A 16,063-nucleotide genomic window follows, 5' to 3' on the forward strand; every position below is an offset into this window, starting at 1 on the left:
CATGCGCCATCTGAGACTGGTGAAGGACGGAACCTCCTTCGATTTCTTCAAGCACTGGAAGCTGTGGCTCGGCATCTCGGCCTTCATGATCGTGCTGGCGATGGTCAGCTTCGGTGTGCGCGGCCTGAACTACGGCATCGACTTCCGCGGCGGCACCACCATCCGCACCGAGAGCGCGCAGCCTGTCGACGTTGGCGCCTACCGTGATGCGATCAACGCTCTGGGCCTCGGCGACAGCACCATTTCCGAGGTGTTCGACCCGACCTTCGGACCGGACGAGAACGTCGCCATGGTGCGTATCGCGGCGCAGGACGGGCAGGAGGCGGTCACCGCCGAGACCGTCGCCTCCGTCGAGGCGGCCCTGCAGGAGGTCGCCCCCGACATCCGCTTCGTCTCGGTCGAGAGCGTGGGCCCCAAGGTGTCGGGCGAGCTGATCCAGACCGCCTTCATTGCCGTGGGCCTCGCCATCGCGGCGGTGCTGATCTACATCTGGCTGCGCTTCGAGTGGCAGTTCGCCGTGGGCGCCGTGGCGGCGCTGGTGCATGACGTGCTGCTGACCATCGGGGTGTTCTCGGAAGTGGGCATCAAGTTCGACCTCGCGATCATCGCGGCGCTGCTGACCATCGTCGGCTACTCGCTCAACGATACGGTGGTGGTGTTCGACCGGGTGCGCGAGAACCTGATCAAGTACAAGAAGCGCCCGCTGAAAGAGGTGCTCGTGGTGTCGATCAACGAAACGCTGAGCCGCACCATCATGACCTCGCTGACCACGCTTCTGGCGCTGTTTGCGCTGTTCGCGCTTGGCGGCGACGTGATCCGCGGCTTCGTCTTCGCAATGATCTGGGGCGTCTTCGTCGGCACCTACTCGTCGATCTTCGTGGCCTCGGCCATCCTGCTTTGGCTCGGGGTCAAGCGCGACTGGTCGAAGCCGGAAGCGGAAGGCGACGCCAAGAAGGCCGCCGGCGGCGCGAGTGTCTGACATCCTTGCCCAGAGCCTCGCCATACCGGGGCTCTGGGTGATGCTGGCCACCTGCTTCATCGCTGGGTTGGTCTACGGCTTTGCCGGCTTCGGCGCGGCGCTGGTCTTCATGCCGGTGGGGACGATCTTCCTGCCGGTCGAGGCCGCCATCGCTTCGTTCAACCCTTGCGACCATCGTCTCGATCTTCACGGTGCTCCCGCGCGCGTTGCCGCTGGTCGATCGGCGCGGCACCGCCGCGATGGTGCTCTGCGCGCTGCCGATGGTGGCGCTGGGGATCTGGGTGCTGAAGCAGGCCGACGTGACGCTGCTTCGCTGGGCAGTGATCGCGGTCGCCGCGGTCACGCTTGTGGCGCTGGTGAGCGGGCTACGCTACCGCGCCACGCCCGGACCTGCGACGCGGGCGGCAGTGGCCGGGGCCACCGGCTTCGTCGGCGGCTCGACTGGGCTTCTGGGGCCGGTTCTGATCCTTTTCCAGTTGGCCGGGCAGGACAGCGTGGCCCGCTCGCGCGCCACCATCCTTGTCTTTCTCACCATCACCTCGACGCTGCTTCTGCCGCTGATGGCGCTGCAGGGCGCGCTGAGCCCCTCGGCCATCCCGCTTGGATTTCTCATGTTTTTGCCATATGGTCTGGGTACGAAGGTTGGTCAGGCCTTGTTCGATCCGGCGCGGGAAGGGGAATACCGCACCGTATCCTACCTGATCATCGCAGCGGCGATCCTTCTTGGGCTGCCGGTATGGGACTAGGGGAAATACCATGCAGATGAATGATGTGAGCTTCGGCGCCGCGACGCCGGTGGATGGCTACGGCCCGGGTTTCTTCCGCATCGGCGGCCAGCCGCTCGACGGGGCGCTCTGCGTCTCGATCGAAGGTGCGCGCAGCTGGGGCGGCCTCGAGGACGAGGCGGCTCTGCTCGATCTGGCCTCCGACATCGACGTGCTCTTCGTCGGCACCGGGGGCGAACTGGTGCCGCTGCCCAAGGCGCTCACGGCCAGGCTCGAGGCTGCGGGCGTCGGCGTCGAGGTGATGAGCACGCCGTCCGCCTGCCGCACCTACAACGTGCTGCTGGGCGAGGGGCGTCGCGTGGCGCTCGCGGTGCTGCCGGTCTGAGCGCCACTCTGCGCAGGGCGCGGCCGCACGGGCATCAGCCCGCGCGGTTTTGACGCTTCCGCTCCGGCGATCCCTGCGCTACTCCCGTTTCCATGATGCTGAGCGTGACCGATCTTGCGGTGTCCCGAGGCGGGGTGCCGGTGCTCGAAGGGGTGAGCTTTGCGCTGGCCCCGGGCCGAGCGCTGGTGCTGCGCGGGCCGAACGGCTCGGGCAAGACCACGCTGCTTCGCACCATCGCCGGGCTGCAGCCGGCCTATGCCGGCACCGTCGAGGGCGCCGGAGAACGCATCGCCTATGCGGCGCATTCCGACGGCCTCAAGGCGATGCTGAGCGTCACCGAGAACCTGCGCTTCTGGGCGCAGGTCTTTGGCACCACGGATATTTCCGCCGCCCTGCGCGATTTCGACCTGGAGCGGCTCGAGGACCGCCTGGCGGGCAATCTTTCCGCCGGGCAGAAGCGCCGGCTGGGGCTGGCCCGGATGATGGTCACGGGCCGCCCGGTCTGGGTTCTGGATGAGCCCACCGTGTCGCTGGACACCGCCTCCGTGGCGCTCTTCGCGCAGGCGGTGCGGCGCCATCTTCAGGGCGGCGGCTCGGCGCTGATGGCGACCCATATCGATCTCGGCATTCCCGAGGCGGAGGTGTTCGACGTGACCCCGTTCAAGGCCAGCCCGCGGGCGGCATTGCAGGACGAGGCTTTCCTGTGATCGCGCTGCTGACACGGGACCTGCGGCTCGCGGTGCGGGCGGGCGGCGGCTTCGGCCTCGGCCTTGCCTTCTTCCTTATCGTCACGGTGCTGGTGCCTTTCGGGGTCGGTCCCGAGACCGGGCTCCTGTCACGCATCGCCCCGGGCGTGCTGTGGATCGGGGCGCTGCTGGCCTGCCTGCTGTCGCTCGACCGGATCTTCGCGCTCGACTGGGAAGACGGCTCGCTCGACCTGCTGGCCACCGCGCCGCTGCCGATGGAGGGCATCGTCTCGATCAAGGCCCTGGCGCACTGGCTCACCACCGGGCTGCCGCTGGTTCTTGCCGCGCCGGTGCTGGGGGTGCTGCTGAGCCTGCCGCTCGAGGGCTATCTCTGGGTGCTGGTCTCGCTGGCGGCAGGCACGCCGGCGCTGTCGGTGATCGGCACCTTCGGGGCGGCGCTGACCGTGGGGCTGAAGCGCGGCGGGCTGCTGCTGTCGCTGCTGGTGCTGCCGCTCTACGTGCCCACGCTGATCTTTGGCGCGGAGGTGGCGCGGCGCGGGGCAGAGGGTCTGGCGGTGCAGACGCCGCTGCTGATGCTGGCCGGGATCAGCGCCGGGGTGATCGCGCTGCTGCCGTTTGCCAGCGCGGCGGTGCTGCGGATCAATCTGCGTTGAGGATCGCAGGTCAATGCCTTCGCCTGACATCCGAGCGTTCGCTGCGCGGAATCGAGGCGAAGCCGCCGCGCCATCGTCATGCTGGAAGCATGCCTCCGGCATGACCCGCCCCCCGGGCTGGCGATTTGGTGACGCTTGGCGCAGCGTGTTGAGGTCCTTCGGATTTGGCAGGGATAAACCAAGAGGATCAATGATCCGGTCGCCATCCCGCGGGCCGGCGATAGCGCGGCGGGCCCCGGCGTCTCGAGTGACAGGCAGACGCCGGTTTTCAAAGATAGCCCAATCCGTCGATCAACCCTCGCGCGTATCCCCTGCGGAGCGAGGCCCGCGCCGCCCCCGCGCAGCAGCCCCTGCGGCGCCACGACCCTTGCCCCTGACGGAAAATTCAGGTGAAACATTGCGACACTTGCGCTACGGGGAGAGCCATGTCGATCTGGGAATACGCCAACCCTGTCAAATTCATCCGCACCACCGACAAGGTCCTGCCATGGATCTCGGTCGGCGCGGTGCTGTGCCTGGTGACCGGGCTGGTCTGGGGCTTCTTCTTCACGCCGGATGACTTCCGGCAGGGCTCGACCGTCAAGATCTTCTATCTGCACGTCCCCGCCGCCATGATGGCGATCAACGCCTGGGTGATGATGCTGGTGGCCTCGCTGGTCTGGATCATCCGCCGCCACCACGTCTCGGCGCTCGCCGCCCGCGCGGCGGCACCCGTGGGCGCCACCTTCACCATCATCGCGCTGGCCACCGGTGCGCTCTGGGGGCAGCCCATGTGGGGCACGTGGTGGGCGTGGGATCCGCGCCTGACGTCGTTCCTCGTGCTGTTCCTGTTCTATCTCGGCTACATGGCGCTCTGGGCCGCGATCGAGAACGACGACACCGCTGCCGACCTGACCTCGATCCTCTGTCTCGTGGGCTCGGTCTTCGCCATCCTGTCGCGCTACGCGGTGCTGTTCTGGAACCAGGGCCTGCACCAGGGCGCGTCGCTGTCGCTCGACAAGGAAGAGAACGTGGCCGACGTGTTCTGGTATCCGGCGCTGGTCTGCATCGCCGGCTTCGTGCTGCTGTTCATCGCGCTGGTCTTCCTGCGGACCCAGACGGAAATTCGCGCGCGCCGCGCCCGCGCGCTCATGGCACGGGAGCGTCAGGCATGATCCCGGATCTTGGAAAATACGCCTTCGCGGTGCTCGCCTCCTACGGCGTCGGGCTGGGGCTTCTCGCCGTGCTGGTCATCGCCAGCATCGCCCGCTCGCGCCGCGTGCGCGCCGAGCTGGAACAGATCGAAGAGCGGAGCAAACGCCCCCATGGCTGAGACCAATCCCGAGACCCGCAAGCGGCGCATCTCGCCGCTCATGATCCTGCCGCCGGTGATCTTTCTCGCCTTCGCGGTGATGGCCTATTTCGGAATGCAGCGCGGTGACACCACGACGCTGCCCTCGACCTTCCTCGGCCAGCCTGCGCCGGGCCTGCCCGAGACGACGCTCGAGGGCTTTCCCGGCGTGAGCGATGCCGCTCTGCGCTCGGGCGAGGTAACGGTGGTGAACTTCTGGGCCTCGTGGTGCCCGCCGTGCCGGGCCGAGCATCCGCGCCTGCTCGAACTGCAGGACGAGGGCGTGCGCATCGTCGGCGTCAACTTCAAGGACAAGGCGGGGGCAGCGGCGGGCTACCTGACGGAAGAGCGCTCGCCGTTCATCGGTGTGCCCTTCGATCCGCAGGGCCGCGCGGCGATTAACTGGGGGGTCACCGGTCCGCCCGAGACCTTCATCGTCGCGGGCGATGGCACGGTGCTTCACAAGCACGTGGGCCCGCTTGCCGGCACGCTCTATACCGATGTGTTCCTGCCCAAGCTCTATGAGGCGCTCGGGCGCTGAGCAACACGAGAGGGGCGCGGTCGGAACCGCGCCCTGATGCTATGAGGCTCTGCAATCACAGATCGCAGGGCGTGCTCATGTCGAGGCTGCTGCAGCTCGGCTGGACCGGCTGCGGATGGCCCTGCGCCGCGAAGGCGCCGAAGATGGCCAGCAGCGCAAGCGCCCCGGCCTGAATGATCGTGATTGTTCTGACTTTCCTGCTCTTGTTCATGGGTCTGCCTGCGGTTTGTTTTTTTCTTGTAGGTAAAGAAGAAAGCGCAGACGGCCCCGTTTTCAAGCATCCTGTCTCAGGGTTTGTCGGGATAAGCTGCCGGTGTGGCAAGCTTTCGCTGGTTTTCCGCGCGGAACGACGCAGAGGCGCCGAGGGACGCGACAAACCGTAATGTTTCGTGAGACTGAACTGCCCGCGGAACGGGCAGATAGGGCACCTTGATCGGGCAAGGCCCGACCGATGCGGCTGCAGCTGTTCAGGTCCTCGTCAGCGGACGACGATCTCGTCCGAACGCATGACGCCCAGCACATCGCGCGCCTGCTGGTCGAGCAGGTCGAGATCGAGGTAATCGTCCGACAGGCGGCGGGTGAGGTTCTCCATCCGGGCGACCTCTCCCTCGAGCGACTTGAGTTCGCCGGCGAGCCGGTCGCCCTCGACCTCGATCTCGGCGCGACGGAACAGGCCGAAATCGCCCTGCACTGCGGCAAAGACGAAATAGCCCGAAAGGCTCAGGGTGATGGCCGTGTAGATCACGACACCGAATGCGGGTTTGCGCCTTGCGCTCATGTCTGCGCTCTTGCTCTGCCTTGGAAGGCACCTCTGACGGGTGCGTTAGAAGCAGTATGGCACAGGCGATTCGGGATGGGAATCCCTCGTGTCAGGCACGGGGCATAATTCCTCGTGAGGCAGAGGGCATTGCCGTGTCGCGGGGCATGTCGCAGGCCGCGCGGAAGCGCGTGGTCAGCATGTGCTTGGCGTTTTGCACCGCGCGCTCGGTGTCCAGATGTTGCGCGAGCTCGCCCGCGATGGCGGAGGCGAGCTGACAGCCGGTGCCGCGCAGTGTGCCGTCGAGGCGCGGGGCGTGGAACTCTGCCACCGGCGCCGAGGCGCGATAGAGCCGGTCGGTGGCAACCTCCGGCGTCGCATCGTGGCCCCCCTTGACCAGCACCGCGCCGCAACCTCTCTCCGTTAGCAGGCCAATCGCCTGCTCGGAGGAGGCGCCAAGCGCCGCCGCGAGGGCATCAAGCTCCGGCAGGTTCGGGGTGATGAGCGTGGCGTGCGGCACGAGACGGTCGAGCAACGCGGCGATGCCGGCATCGTCGAGCAGCGACCGGCCCGAGGTCGAGACCAGCACCGGATCGAGCACAATCGGCAGGTCGGGCAGGGCGCTCGCGATGGCATCGACAAGGGCGGCGTGGCCCAGCATGCCGATCTTCACCGCATCCACGGGCCCCTCGCACGCCGCGACGATCTGGCTTGCGACCAGAGCTGGTGGCATGAGCTGCACCTCCCGCACGGCGGCGTCGCTCTGCGCAGTCACGGCGGTGACCGCGGCGCAGCTCTCCAGACCCATCGCGGCGAGGGTGGCGGCATCGCGCAGCAATCCGGCGCCGCCGCTGGAATCGACCCCGCCGATGCAGAGCACGCGCGCGCTCATGTGGCGAGGATTGCCGCGATGCCACCCGCCGCGCGCAGGTCCTGCGCCGCGCGCCAGGCCCGGAGGCCGGTGGCGCAGGCGAAGACCACGCGCTGTCCGGTCTCGCCGTTCAATTCGGAAAGCCCGCCCTCCGGCAGCCTTTGCGCTTGCGGCGTCGCGGGCACGGGCGCCTCGTCGCGAGACCGCAGGTCGATGACGAGATCCGTAGGCGAGAGCTGCGAGACCGCGAGGATCGCGGGGCCGTTCGTTTCCGGCTCGGGTGCCTCGTCAAAGCGAAAGCCGCCGATGCGCCAGCCCGCGAGATCGAGCGTCAGCATCTGTCCCAGCGGCGAGGGCGCCAGCCCGAGCAGCACCGAGAGCGCCATCTGCGCCTGCAGGGCGCCCAGGGTCGCCACGGCGGGCCCCATCACCCCGGCGGCATCGCAGCTCGTGAGCGTGGGCGGCATGTCCGGGAACACCGCGCGATAGCTCGGCGCGCCGCCGCAGAACCCGCCGACATGGCCCGCCCGCCCGGTCACGGCGGCGCTGATGAAGGGCGTATTCGTCGCATGGCAGAGGTCCGACAGCGCGTAGGTCGCGGTGACCCGGTCGGCGGCATCGATCACCAGATCGGCTTCGCCGACCGCGTCCGCCGCACTGTCGGAGAGCAGCGGTTCAGCTCGTGGCGCGATGTGGCAATCGGGGTTCAGTCTGGCCAGCGTCTCGGCCGCGACCTCGGCCTTGGGGCGGCCAAGGTCGGACATGCGGTAGAGGGTCTGCCGGTGCAGGTTGCTCTCGGCCACGGTATCGGGATCGTAGAGCGTGATGTGCCCGACGCCCGCGCCTGCAAGAAGCGGCAGCAGGGCCGCGCCGAGCCCGCCCGCACCGGCCACCAGCACCTGGGACTGCGCCAGACGTGCCTGGCCCTCGGAGCCGATTTCGGGCAGGCGCATCTGTCGGTCGTAGCGGCTCATGCGGGCACCCGCGTCGCTGCGATCCACTCGCGGCAGCGCGCCTCTGGGCTTGCCGCCTGCTGGATGTCGGTCACCACTGCCGCGCTGTCGGCGCCGGCCTCGAAGAGCCCTGGCAGGCGCTCGGGCGTCAGCCCGCCGATCCCCACCAAAGGCGTGTCTCCCACCAGACGCTTCCAGCGCCTCACCTTGTCGAGCCCCTGCGGCGCCCATTTCATCTTCTTCAGAAGCGTCGGATAGACCGGCCCCAGCGCCACGTAGTCCGGGGCGCAGGCCAGCGCGCGGTCGAGCTCGGCCTCGTCATGGGTCGACAGACCGATGCGGACGCCCGCCCGGCGCAGAGCGTCGAAATCGGCGCCGTCCATGTCCTCCTGCCCGAGATGGACGAAGGTGCAATTCAGATCCAGCGCCAGCCGCCAGTGGTCATTGACCACGAGCTGCGCCCCGTGCACGGCGCAGATGTCGCGGGCGCGGGCGATCTGGCGGCGCAGCTCGGCCTCGGGCAGATCCTTGAGCCGGAGCTGCACCAGCCGCACCCCCTGCGGCACCAAGAGCTCGAGACGCCCGACATGGCCGGTGATCAGGTAAAAACGATCGAGCCAGCCCATCATGCCAACTCCGCCATGCCGAAAACCGGGGTCGAGGCCGTGGCCATGTCGCGGCAGGGCATCAGCCCGGCGTCATGCGCCGTGCGCCCCGCCTCCACCGCCGCGCCGAAGGCGCGGGCCATGCCAACCGGGTCCAGCGCCTTGGCCACCGCGGTGTTGAGCAGCACCGCGTCAAAGCCCATCTCCATCGCCGCCATGGCCTGCGACGGCGCGCCGATGCCGGCGTCGATCACCAGAGGCACGTCGGGAAAATGTGCGCGCATGCTGCGCAGCGCCTCGCGATGGCGCAGCCCCTGACCGGAGCCGATCGGCGCGCCCCAGGGCATCAGCACCCGGCAGCCAGCCTCGATGAGCCGCTCGCCCACGATCAGGTCCTCGGTGGTGTAGGGGAACACGTCGAAGCCGTCCTCGGTGAGGATGCGGGCCGCCTCGACCAGCGCGAACGGGTCGGGCTGCAGCGTGTCCGCATGTCCGATCACTTCGAGCTTGATCCAGCTAGTGCCGAACAGTTCGCGCGCCATCTGCGCCGTGGTCACCGCCTCGCGCACGGAGTGACACCCGGCGGTGTTGGGCAGGATGCGGCAGCCGCTCTGGCGCAGGATCTCGCGGAAGGCGTCTCCCTCGCTGCCCTCGCGCCGCAGTGATACGGTGATCACCTCGGCGCCCGAGGCGGCGATCGCCTCGCGCAGCACCTGCGGCGAGGGATATTGCGCGGTGCCCAGCATCAGGCGGCTTTTCAGGTCGGTTCCGTAGAACATCGGCTCAGCCTCCCTGCATCGGTGAAAGCACCTCGACCCGCGCCCCCTCGGAGAGCGTTGCAGTCCCGCGGGCGGTGCGGGGGATGAAGCTGCCGTTCACCGCGGTGGCGACGGCGGCGGCGGCAAAGCCGTGCTCCTCGATCAGGTCTTGCAGGGTGCGGGCGCGGGTCTCGATCGGCGCGCCGTTGAGGTCAATGCGCATGGGTGAGGTCCTTTGAAGAGGGCGATGCGAGCGCCTCGGCCAGCTCCTCGGCCAGCACCGGGGCCATGAGAAAGCCGTGCCGGTAGAGGCCGTTGAGGTGCGTTCGGTCGGGCGCATGGCGCAGCGCCGGAATGTTGTCTGGGAAGGCGGGGCGCAGGCCCGCACCTGTGGCGATCACCTCGGCCTCGGCAAAGCCGGGGTGCAACGTGTAGGCGGCGGAGAGCAGCTCCATCACCGCGCGGGCGGTGACCGGGCCGGGTCGGGCGCTTTCGACCATGGTGGCGCCGATCATGTAGCGGCCGCCACCGCGCGGCACCACGTAACAGGGAAAGCGCGGGTGCAGCAGCCGCACGGGACGCGTGAGCTGCACGTCGGGCGCGCAAAGCTCCAGCATCTCGCCCCGCACGGCGCGCAGGTCGGGCAGGTGGCTTGCCGCGGCCAGCCCCCGGCAGTCGACGATGCCGCCGCGCGGTCCGCCGTCGCGGAAGGCCACGCCCTGCGCCATGAGCCGCTCGCGCAGATGGGCGAGCGCCGCACGCGGGTCCATGTGGGCCTCGTCCGGGAAGTGCAGCCCACGAGCAAAGCGACCGGCCAGTTCCGGCTCGAGATCGGCAGGCGACACCGCTCGGTGGCCTTGGGTGGCGCGGGCGAAGCGGTCGAGCTCGGCGGCGTCGCGCGGCGGCGCCACGACCAGCGTGCCGCGACGCACCACGCCGGGCATCCGCGCCGCCCACCAGCCAAGCGCCGCCTGACCTTTCGATACCACGACCGCCGGCGCGGACTCGCCCTCGCAGAACGGCGCCAGCATCCCGCCCGCAAGGTGGGAGGCGGGCGCGGGCGCGTCCCCGGGCGCGATCACCTCGACCGGCAGCCCGCGCTCGGCCAGCGCGGTGGCGGCGCAAAGCCCCGCCACCCCGGTGCCCAGAACCGAGATCATTCCGACGGTTCGGCGGGCACGTAGAGCGCGCCGCCCTCGCGGAATTTCTCGGCCATCTTCTCCATGCCCTCCTGCTTTTCGGCTTCGGCTCGGATGTCGTGGCTGATCTTCATGGAGCAGAATTTCGGCCCGCACATGGAGCAGAAATGCGCCACCTTGTGGGCCTCGGCGGGCATCGTCTCGTCATGCATCTCGCGCGCGGTGTCGGGATCGAGGCCGATGTTGAACTGGTCGATCCAGCGGAACTCGAACCGTGCCCGGCTGATGGCGTCGTCGCGCAGCTGCGCGCCGGGGTGGCCCTTGGCGAGGTCGGCTGCGTGGGCGGCAAGCTTGTAGGTGATCACGCCGGTCTTCACGTCGTCGCGGTCGGGCAGGCCGAGATGCTCTTTCGGCGTCACGTAGCAGAGCATCGCGGTGCCGAACCAGCCGATCATCGCCGCCCCGATGGCCGAGGTGATGTGGTCGTAGCCCGGCGCGATATCGGTGGTGAGCGGTCCGAGCGTGTAGAACGGCGCCTCGTGGCAGTGCTTGAGCTGCTCGTCCATGTTCTCCTTGATCTTGTGCATCGGCACGTGGCCGGGGCCCTCGATCATCACCTGGCAATCCTTGGCCCAGGCGATCTTGGTCAGCTCGCCCAGCGTGCGCAGCTCGGCGAACTGCGCCTCGTCATTGGCATCGGCGATGGAGCCCGGACGCAGCCCGTCGCCAAGGCTGAACGAGACGTCGTAGCGGCGGCAGATGTCGCAGATCTCGTCGAAATGCTCGTATAGAAAGCTCTCGCGGTGATGATGCAGGCACCACTTGGCCATGATCGAGCCACCGCGGCTGACGATGCCGGTGACGCGCTTTGCGGTCATCGGGATCATGTGCAGGCGCACGCCGGCATGAATGGTGAAGTAATCGACGCCCTGCTCGGCTTGCTCGATCAGCGTGTCGCGGAAGATCTCCCATGTCAGGTCCTCGGCGATGCCGCCGACCTTCTCGAGCGCCTGGTAGAGCGGCACCGTGCCGATCGGCACCGGCGCGTTGCGGATGATCCAGTCGCGGATGTTGTGGATGTTGCGCCCGGTCGAGAGGTCCATCACCGTGTCACCGCCCCAGCGGATCGCCCACACCATCTTTTCGACCTCTTCCTCCATCGAGGAGGTGACCGCCGAGTTGCCGATATTGGCGTTGATCTTCACCTTGAAGTTGCGCCCGATGATCATCGGCTCGAGCTCGCGGTGGTTGATGTTGGCGGGGATGATGGCGCGGCCGGCGGCGATCTCGTCGCGCACGAAGTCCGGCGTCACGAGGTCCGGCAGATTGGCGCCCATCGGCGCGCCGTCGCGGGTATGCGCGGCAAGCCGGCCTTCGTTTTCGCGGATCGCGACGAACTCCATCTCGGGGGTGACGATCCCGGCGCGGGCATAGGCCAGCTGGGTCACGGCCCGGTCGCCGGTGGCGCGCAACGGCTTGCGCTGCTCCGGGAAGCCCGGCACCAGTCGGTCGCCCTTGGCAAAGCCGTTATCGGCGTCGGTGACGCCGCGGCCCTCGTATTCCTCGACGTCGCCACGGGCATGCAGCCAGCCGCCACGGACCTCGGGCAGGCCCTTGGCGATGTCGATCTCGATCGCCGGATCGGTATAGGGGCCGGAGCTGTCATAGACGCGCAGCGGCGCCTCGCCGGTGAGGGCGATCTCGCGCAGGGGGACGCGGAGCTCGTGGGTCTCGCCGTGGACGTAAACCTTGGTCGAGGCGGGCAGCGCGCCCGTGGTGATGGTGGGGATGGTGTCTTTCATTTCGGTCTCCTCTCGCGATGAGACCCAAGTGAAACGTAGTGCAGAAAGGGGCCGGACAGCCCAGGTTGCGGCAATGCGCAACAGGGCCATGCGGCCCGAAAAGGCCGCCCCTCGAGATGCGATGGGGGAATGCCCTTCGGTCTTCCTACGCCAGCGTCAACTGGGTCAGGTTCGAAGGGTCGCGTCACCCCGGCATCAATGTGCCGGTGTCAGCCTCTCAGTCCCCTCTGGCGGGACTCCCCTGACGTGTCGGCAGGATAGGAAATCACGCTTTGCGGTCAAGCGTCGAAAGTGCCCGGGGAGGACATTTCTTATCCAGATCTGAAATTGTTCATTTAGTGCAGTTCTTTGCCCTCATTAAGTGACGCAATACATGAGCATCCGTTCGGTGCTGAAGATGCGAATACGGGGACCGGGCCTCTCGCCCGATCCCCTGCTGTCGCTCCCGTTGGTCTGCTTCAAGGGGGAGAGGGAGTTAGCCGAACAGGCCCGACAGCAATCCGTCATCGTGATCCTCGTCGCCGCTCTCGTGATGCGGGTCATGCTCCGAGCTGTCGTCGCTCCAGTCGCCAAGAAGGTGGCGTACCGCATCGCCGACGTCGAATGCCTCGGACCCCAGAAGCTCGTCCACGGTACCGCCATCGCCAAGAAGGTCCTCGACCACGCCATCGGTTTCGCTGTGATCGGGCTTGTTGTCGTCGGTGAGCAGGTCATCGACGGTGCCGCCATCGCCAAGCAGCTCGTCCACGGTGCCACCTTCGCCCAGAAGATCGTCCACGACGCCATCGGTCTCGCTGTGATCGGGATGGTTGTCGTCGGTGAGCAGGTCATCGACGGTGCCGCCATCGCCAAGCAGCTCGTCCACGGTGCCACCTTCGCCCAGAAGATCAGCCACGACGCCGTCGGTCTCGCTGTGATCGGGGTGATCGTCGCCGGTGAGCAGGTCATCGACGGTGCCGCCATCGCCAAGAAGCTCGTCGACGGTGCCACCTTCGCCCAGAAGATCGTCCACCAGCCCGTGGGTCTCACTGCCGTCGGCCATGTCGTCGCCGGTGAGCAGGGCATCGACCGTCCCGCCGTCGCCCAGGAGGTCGTCGATCGGCCCGTCTTCCTCCAGAAGCCCGGCCTGTTCGTGATCCGCACCGCCGATGTTGATATCGACCAGGCCATCGTCGAGGAGATCATCGGCGGTGCCGCCGTCGCCGAGGACTTCATCAAGCGTCCCGCCCTCGGCCAGCAGCCCGTCGATCACGCCCTCGGTGGTCGAGTTGTCTGCCTGATCGTCGCCGGTGAGCAGGTCATCGACCGTCCCGCCATCGCCGAGCAGCTCATCGACCAGACCGCCCTCCGCCAGAAGGTCGTCGACCAGATCATCGGTTTCGCTGCCATCTGCCATGTCGTCGCCGGTGAGGATGCGGTCGAGCACGCCGCCATCGCCCGCGAGTTCATCGAGGATGCCGCCCTCGCCGGCGAGATCGTCGCCAAGACCGTCTGTCTCGCTGCCATCAGGGCCATCGTGATTGCCCAGCAGCGTGTCGACCGCGCCACCGTCGCCGGCAAGGTCGTCGACAAGGCCGTCTTCGTCGAAGAGCGAGATCACCGAGTGGTCCTCCTCTGGCTCGGATGGGTGGGGCAGGTGGATGCCGCTCGGATCCATCGGTGTGAAGGAAATGAGATCGCAATCGCTGATTGTCTCGATGCCGTCCACCGGATCGTCGGGATCGACGGTGATGTCGAACGGGTCGCCGTCGAGATTGACCTCGACCGAGATCTCCGCGCCGGCCTGAGCGGTCAGGTTGTGCTCATTCGCCGCGAACAACGCGTCGGCATAGCTGGTGCTGGATGCCGGTCCGAAGGACAGGTCGCCATCGAGGAGCACAAGCTTGCCGCTGATGGCATCCGGGTCCATCCCGAAGGCGAATTCGGTGCTGAGCGTCAGCGCGCCTTCGACCACCGCAACGTTGCTGTCGGGGGTCTCCTCGGGTGGCTCTTGCGTGAGGTGTTCGACAGTTCGTGACAGTCCGCTTAGAAATCCCATGTGTCTTCCTCCTCTGATGCGTGCCCGTGGCGGGCGCGACCTCGATGGGATCAGGCTGCGGGAAGGAGGGCTCCGAACGCAAAAATAATATCTAAATGATACTTAATTTGGGCTAGGGGTGAGCGGTGGCTCGGTCTATTGTTTGCTCTGCTGGTCCAAAAGAATGTGTTGTAATTTACTGTTTCCGATAAGGTGATGATTTGCCGCAATCGCGTCCTATGGTCGCTTCGATTCGTTCTCCTTTTTCGGGGTTGAATTTCAATAAGTATCACCATGAAACAAAATGGGGGGGGCGGCCGTGGCCGCCCCAGTCTCGCGTGAGTGGTGGACTTTGTTATTGGACCAGTCGGACCTTGCAGGTCCCTTCAAGGACCGTGAGTGATGCCGGCGCAATGGCCAGTCCGACGAAGTCGTGCACCACGCTGGCCAGAGCGGCCTCCGGCGGCGCGGTGAGAGAGGACGCGGCCGCGAGAAGCCCGCCTGCCAGTCCGGACAAGCCTGTCGGATCGATCTGCCCAAGCAGCTCCGTCGCGTTGCGGCTCGCCTGGTCCAGCGCCTCTTCGAGGCGCGGCGACAGCGATTTCGACACGCCGTCGCGCACGTCTTCTGCGCTGAAGGACAGCGTCTGGGCGCCGCTTTGCACCAGCGCGATGCGATCCCGTACCGTCAGGCCGAGCGCGCTCAGGCCAATGTCGAGCGTGGCGAGCCCGGCCTCGACCGGGGTGAAGGCCGCCGCCGGGTGCGGGCCGACGGGCCGGCAGACCGAGCCGCCTGTGCCGAGTTGCGCCGAGGCCTGCGCCAACTCGAGCGCGAGGTCGAGCTCGACAAGGCCAAGCAGGTTGAGCCCATCGACGCCAAGACGGATCTGCGCGGTCTCGGCATAGGCCTCGGTGCTGCCGGGTTCGGCGTCGAGGACGATCCGGCGCGGCTCGAGCACGGTGAGCGAAACCGGGATCCGGGCGAATGGTCCGAGGTCGGCTTCGAAATCCAGATCGATCAGGTGATCGTCGAGCAGCTCGAGCGAGGCAAAGATCAGGTCCGCGCGGGAAACGCGGCCCGCGGGCAGGCCCGCGCCCAGCAGGAGGCCGCGATTGGCCTCGTCGAGCTGGAGTACATCGCCAAGCCGGATGGTGCCCGGCGGTGCCGGTACATCCGCGCCAAGCGCCAGCGACCAAAGACGGGCGAGCCCGATCTCGGCGTCGAGCACGTCGCCATAGGTCAGCGGCGCCTCGAGATCGAGGGCGAGAGTTTCAAGCAGCAGGTCGGCCCGCAGGCTGAGAGCCCCGTCGGAGCACAGCAGGTCGGCGGCGCTTCCGAGCAGTGGGCGCAGGGCGCCCTGAAACAGATCGAGCGAGGCGAGGCAGTTCGAGAGCGTGAAGCTCACGCGCTCCTGCGCGCGCGCCACGGCCTTGCGTTCGAACGGCGCATCGAAGCCGCGCCGGAGCAGGGCGGTGAGGTTGGTCTTGGCCTCCGAGCGCACGGTGACGCGCGCGGCATTCGGGCGGCGCGGATCGGCGACATCCATGTCGCTGAAGCTGCCATCCTGCCAGCGGCCGAGCTCGATCTGGCGAGAGGCGAGCCGTTCGGCCCGAAAGCTGTCGTTCACGGCGACCGAGACGCGCGCCTGTCGGACTGCCGAAGGGCGTTCGCCGGTGTAGCGCGCGGCCTCGAGCGCGGCCATGTCCGCCTGCGCCTGAAGGTGGCTGCGATGGTTGTTGAGCCAGAGCAGGTCGAACAGCATCGCCATGCCGATCAGAATGCCGGGTAGCAGGACCGCTGTCGCGGCAGTCACCGAGCCGGACTCGTCACGCAGCATCACC

Annotated in this window: 19 protein-coding genes; 8 read left to right on the plus strand and 11 right to left on the minus strand. The window is 67.6% G+C overall.

The window, feature by feature from the left end; all coding sequences use genetic code 11:
* The first annotated feature begins 1 nt into the window (after window position 1).
* The 8 genes from secF to JF542_RS16135 all read left to right on the plus strand — a co-directional run bounded on the left by secF (window position 2) and on the right by JF542_RS16135 (window position 5,320).
* Window positions 2-979: a protein translocase subunit SecF gene (gene secF, locus JF542_RS16100; protein WP_207076588.1), complete on the plus strand. Its 978-nt coding sequence runs from the start codon at window positions 2-4 to the stop codon at window positions 977-979.
* A 206-nt stretch (window positions 980-1,185) separates the two neighbouring features.
* Window positions 1,186-1,725: a TSUP family transporter gene (locus JF542_RS16105; RefSeq protein ID WP_242533795.1), complete on the plus strand. Its 540-nt coding sequence runs from the start codon at window positions 1,186-1,188 to the stop codon at window positions 1,723-1,725.
* A 10-nt stretch (window positions 1,726-1,735) separates the two neighbouring features.
* Window positions 1,736-2,089, plus strand: a complete 354-nt coding sequence (locus JF542_RS16110) for an Mth938-like domain-containing protein (RefSeq protein ID WP_007800015.1) — start codon at window positions 1,736-1,738, stop codon at window positions 2,087-2,089.
* 92 nt (window positions 2,090-2,181) lie between these two features.
* A complete protein-coding gene (gene ccmA, locus JF542_RS16115) occupies window positions 2,182-2,796 on the plus strand; it encodes a heme ABC exporter ATP-binding protein CcmA (protein ID WP_207076589.1) in 615 nt (204 codons plus the stop codon).
* The gene (gene ccmB / locus JF542_RS16120; protein ID WP_007800011.1) at window positions 2,793-3,449 is read left to right on the plus strand and encodes a heme exporter protein CcmB; all 657 of its coding nucleotides are present in this window, start codon (window positions 2,793-2,795) and stop codon (window positions 3,447-3,449) included. The genes ccmA and ccmB overlap by 4 nt, the downstream gene beginning before the upstream one ends.
* Window positions 3,450-3,874: 425 nt before the next feature.
* The gene (locus JF542_RS16125; protein ID WP_007800009.1) at window positions 3,875-4,603 is read left to right on the plus strand and encodes a heme ABC transporter permease; all 729 of its coding nucleotides are present in this window, start codon (window positions 3,875-3,877) and stop codon (window positions 4,601-4,603) included.
* A complete protein-coding gene (gene ccmD / locus JF542_RS16130) occupies window positions 4,600-4,761 on the plus strand; it encodes a heme exporter protein CcmD (protein WP_007800007.1) in 162 nt (53 codons plus the stop codon). The genes JF542_RS16125 and ccmD overlap by 4 nt, the downstream gene beginning before the upstream one ends.
* The gene (locus JF542_RS16135; protein WP_224888089.1) at window positions 4,754-5,320 is read left to right on the plus strand and encodes a DsbE family thiol:disulfide interchange protein; all 567 of its coding nucleotides are present in this window, start codon (window positions 4,754-4,756) and stop codon (window positions 5,318-5,320) included. Before ccmD ends, JF542_RS16135 begins: the two co-directional genes overlap by 8 nt.
* 55 nt (window positions 5,321-5,375) lie before the next feature.
* On the opposite strand, the gene JF542_RS16140 is transcribed toward JF542_RS16135, so the two are convergent.
* From JF542_RS16140 to JF542_RS16190, 11 genes are all read right to left on the minus strand, one after another.
* A complete protein-coding gene (locus tag JF542_RS16140; protein WP_007800003.1) occupies window positions 5,376-5,531 on the minus strand; it encodes a hypothetical protein in 156 nt (51 codons plus the stop codon).
* Between the two features lie 267 nt (window positions 5,532-5,798).
* On the minus strand, window positions 5,799-6,098 hold the full coding sequence (locus JF542_RS16145; RefSeq protein ID WP_007800002.1) for an FtsB family cell division protein: 300 nt from the start codon (window positions 6,096-6,098) through the stop codon (window positions 5,799-5,801).
* A gap of 91 nt (window positions 6,099-6,189) precedes the next feature.
* Window positions 6,190-6,969: a hydroxymethylpyrimidine/phosphomethylpyrimidine kinase gene (locus tag JF542_RS16150; RefSeq protein ID WP_207076590.1), complete on the minus strand. Its 780-nt coding sequence runs from the start codon at window positions 6,967-6,969 to the stop codon at window positions 6,190-6,192.
* Complete coding sequence (locus tag JF542_RS16155; protein WP_207076591.1) at window positions 6,966-7,922, minus strand: HesA/MoeB/ThiF family protein; 957 nt, start codon at window positions 7,920-7,922, stop codon at window positions 6,966-6,968. Before JF542_RS16155 ends, JF542_RS16150 begins: the two co-directional genes overlap by 4 nt.
* Complete coding sequence (locus JF542_RS16160; RefSeq protein WP_207076668.1) at window positions 7,919-8,527, minus strand: thiamine phosphate synthase; 609 nt, start codon at window positions 8,525-8,527, stop codon at window positions 7,919-7,921. The genes JF542_RS16155 and JF542_RS16160 overlap by 4 nt, the downstream gene beginning before the upstream one ends.
* The gene (locus tag JF542_RS16165) at window positions 8,527-9,285 is read right to left on the minus strand and encodes a thiazole synthase (protein ID WP_207076592.1); all 759 of its coding nucleotides are present in this window, start codon (window positions 9,283-9,285) and stop codon (window positions 8,527-8,529) included. The genes JF542_RS16160 and JF542_RS16165 overlap by 1 nt, the downstream gene beginning before the upstream one ends.
* 4 nt (window positions 9,286-9,289) lie before the next feature.
* Window positions 9,290-9,487 (minus strand): sulfur carrier protein ThiS, encoded by a 198-nt coding sequence (gene thiS / locus JF542_RS16170; RefSeq protein ID WP_207076593.1) that lies wholly within the window; start codon window positions 9,485-9,487, stop codon window positions 9,290-9,292.
* Entirely contained in the window at window positions 9,477-10,424 is a 948-nt protein-coding gene (locus JF542_RS16175) for an FAD-dependent oxidoreductase (RefSeq protein ID WP_207076594.1), read from the minus strand. The genes thiS and JF542_RS16175 overlap by 11 nt, the downstream gene beginning before the upstream one ends.
* Window positions 10,421-12,205 carry a phosphomethylpyrimidine synthase ThiC gene (gene thiC / locus JF542_RS16180; protein ID WP_207076595.1) on the minus strand — a complete coding sequence of 595 codons (1,785 nt, stop codon included), beginning with the start codon at window positions 12,203-12,205 and terminating at the stop codon, window positions 10,421-10,423. The genes JF542_RS16175 and thiC overlap by 4 nt, the downstream gene beginning before the upstream one ends.
* A 475-nt stretch (window positions 12,206-12,680) precedes the next feature.
* Window positions 12,681-14,243, minus strand: coding sequence for an autotransporter outer membrane beta-barrel domain-containing protein (locus JF542_RS16185; protein ID WP_207076596.1), 1,563 nt, complete (start codon window positions 14,241-14,243; stop codon window positions 12,681-12,683).
* Window positions 14,244-14,577: 334 nt separating this feature from the next.
* Entirely contained in the window at window positions 14,578-16,059 is a 1,482-nt protein-coding gene (locus tag JF542_RS16190; protein ID WP_207076597.1) for a pilus assembly protein TadG-related protein, read from the minus strand.
* Window positions 16,060-16,063 lie beyond the last annotated feature (4 nt).

Source organism: Salipiger bermudensis (assembly GCF_017309175.1).
GTDB classification, from domain to species: domain Bacteria; phylum Pseudomonadota; class Alphaproteobacteria; order Rhodobacterales; family Rhodobacteraceae; genus Salipiger; species Salipiger bermudensis.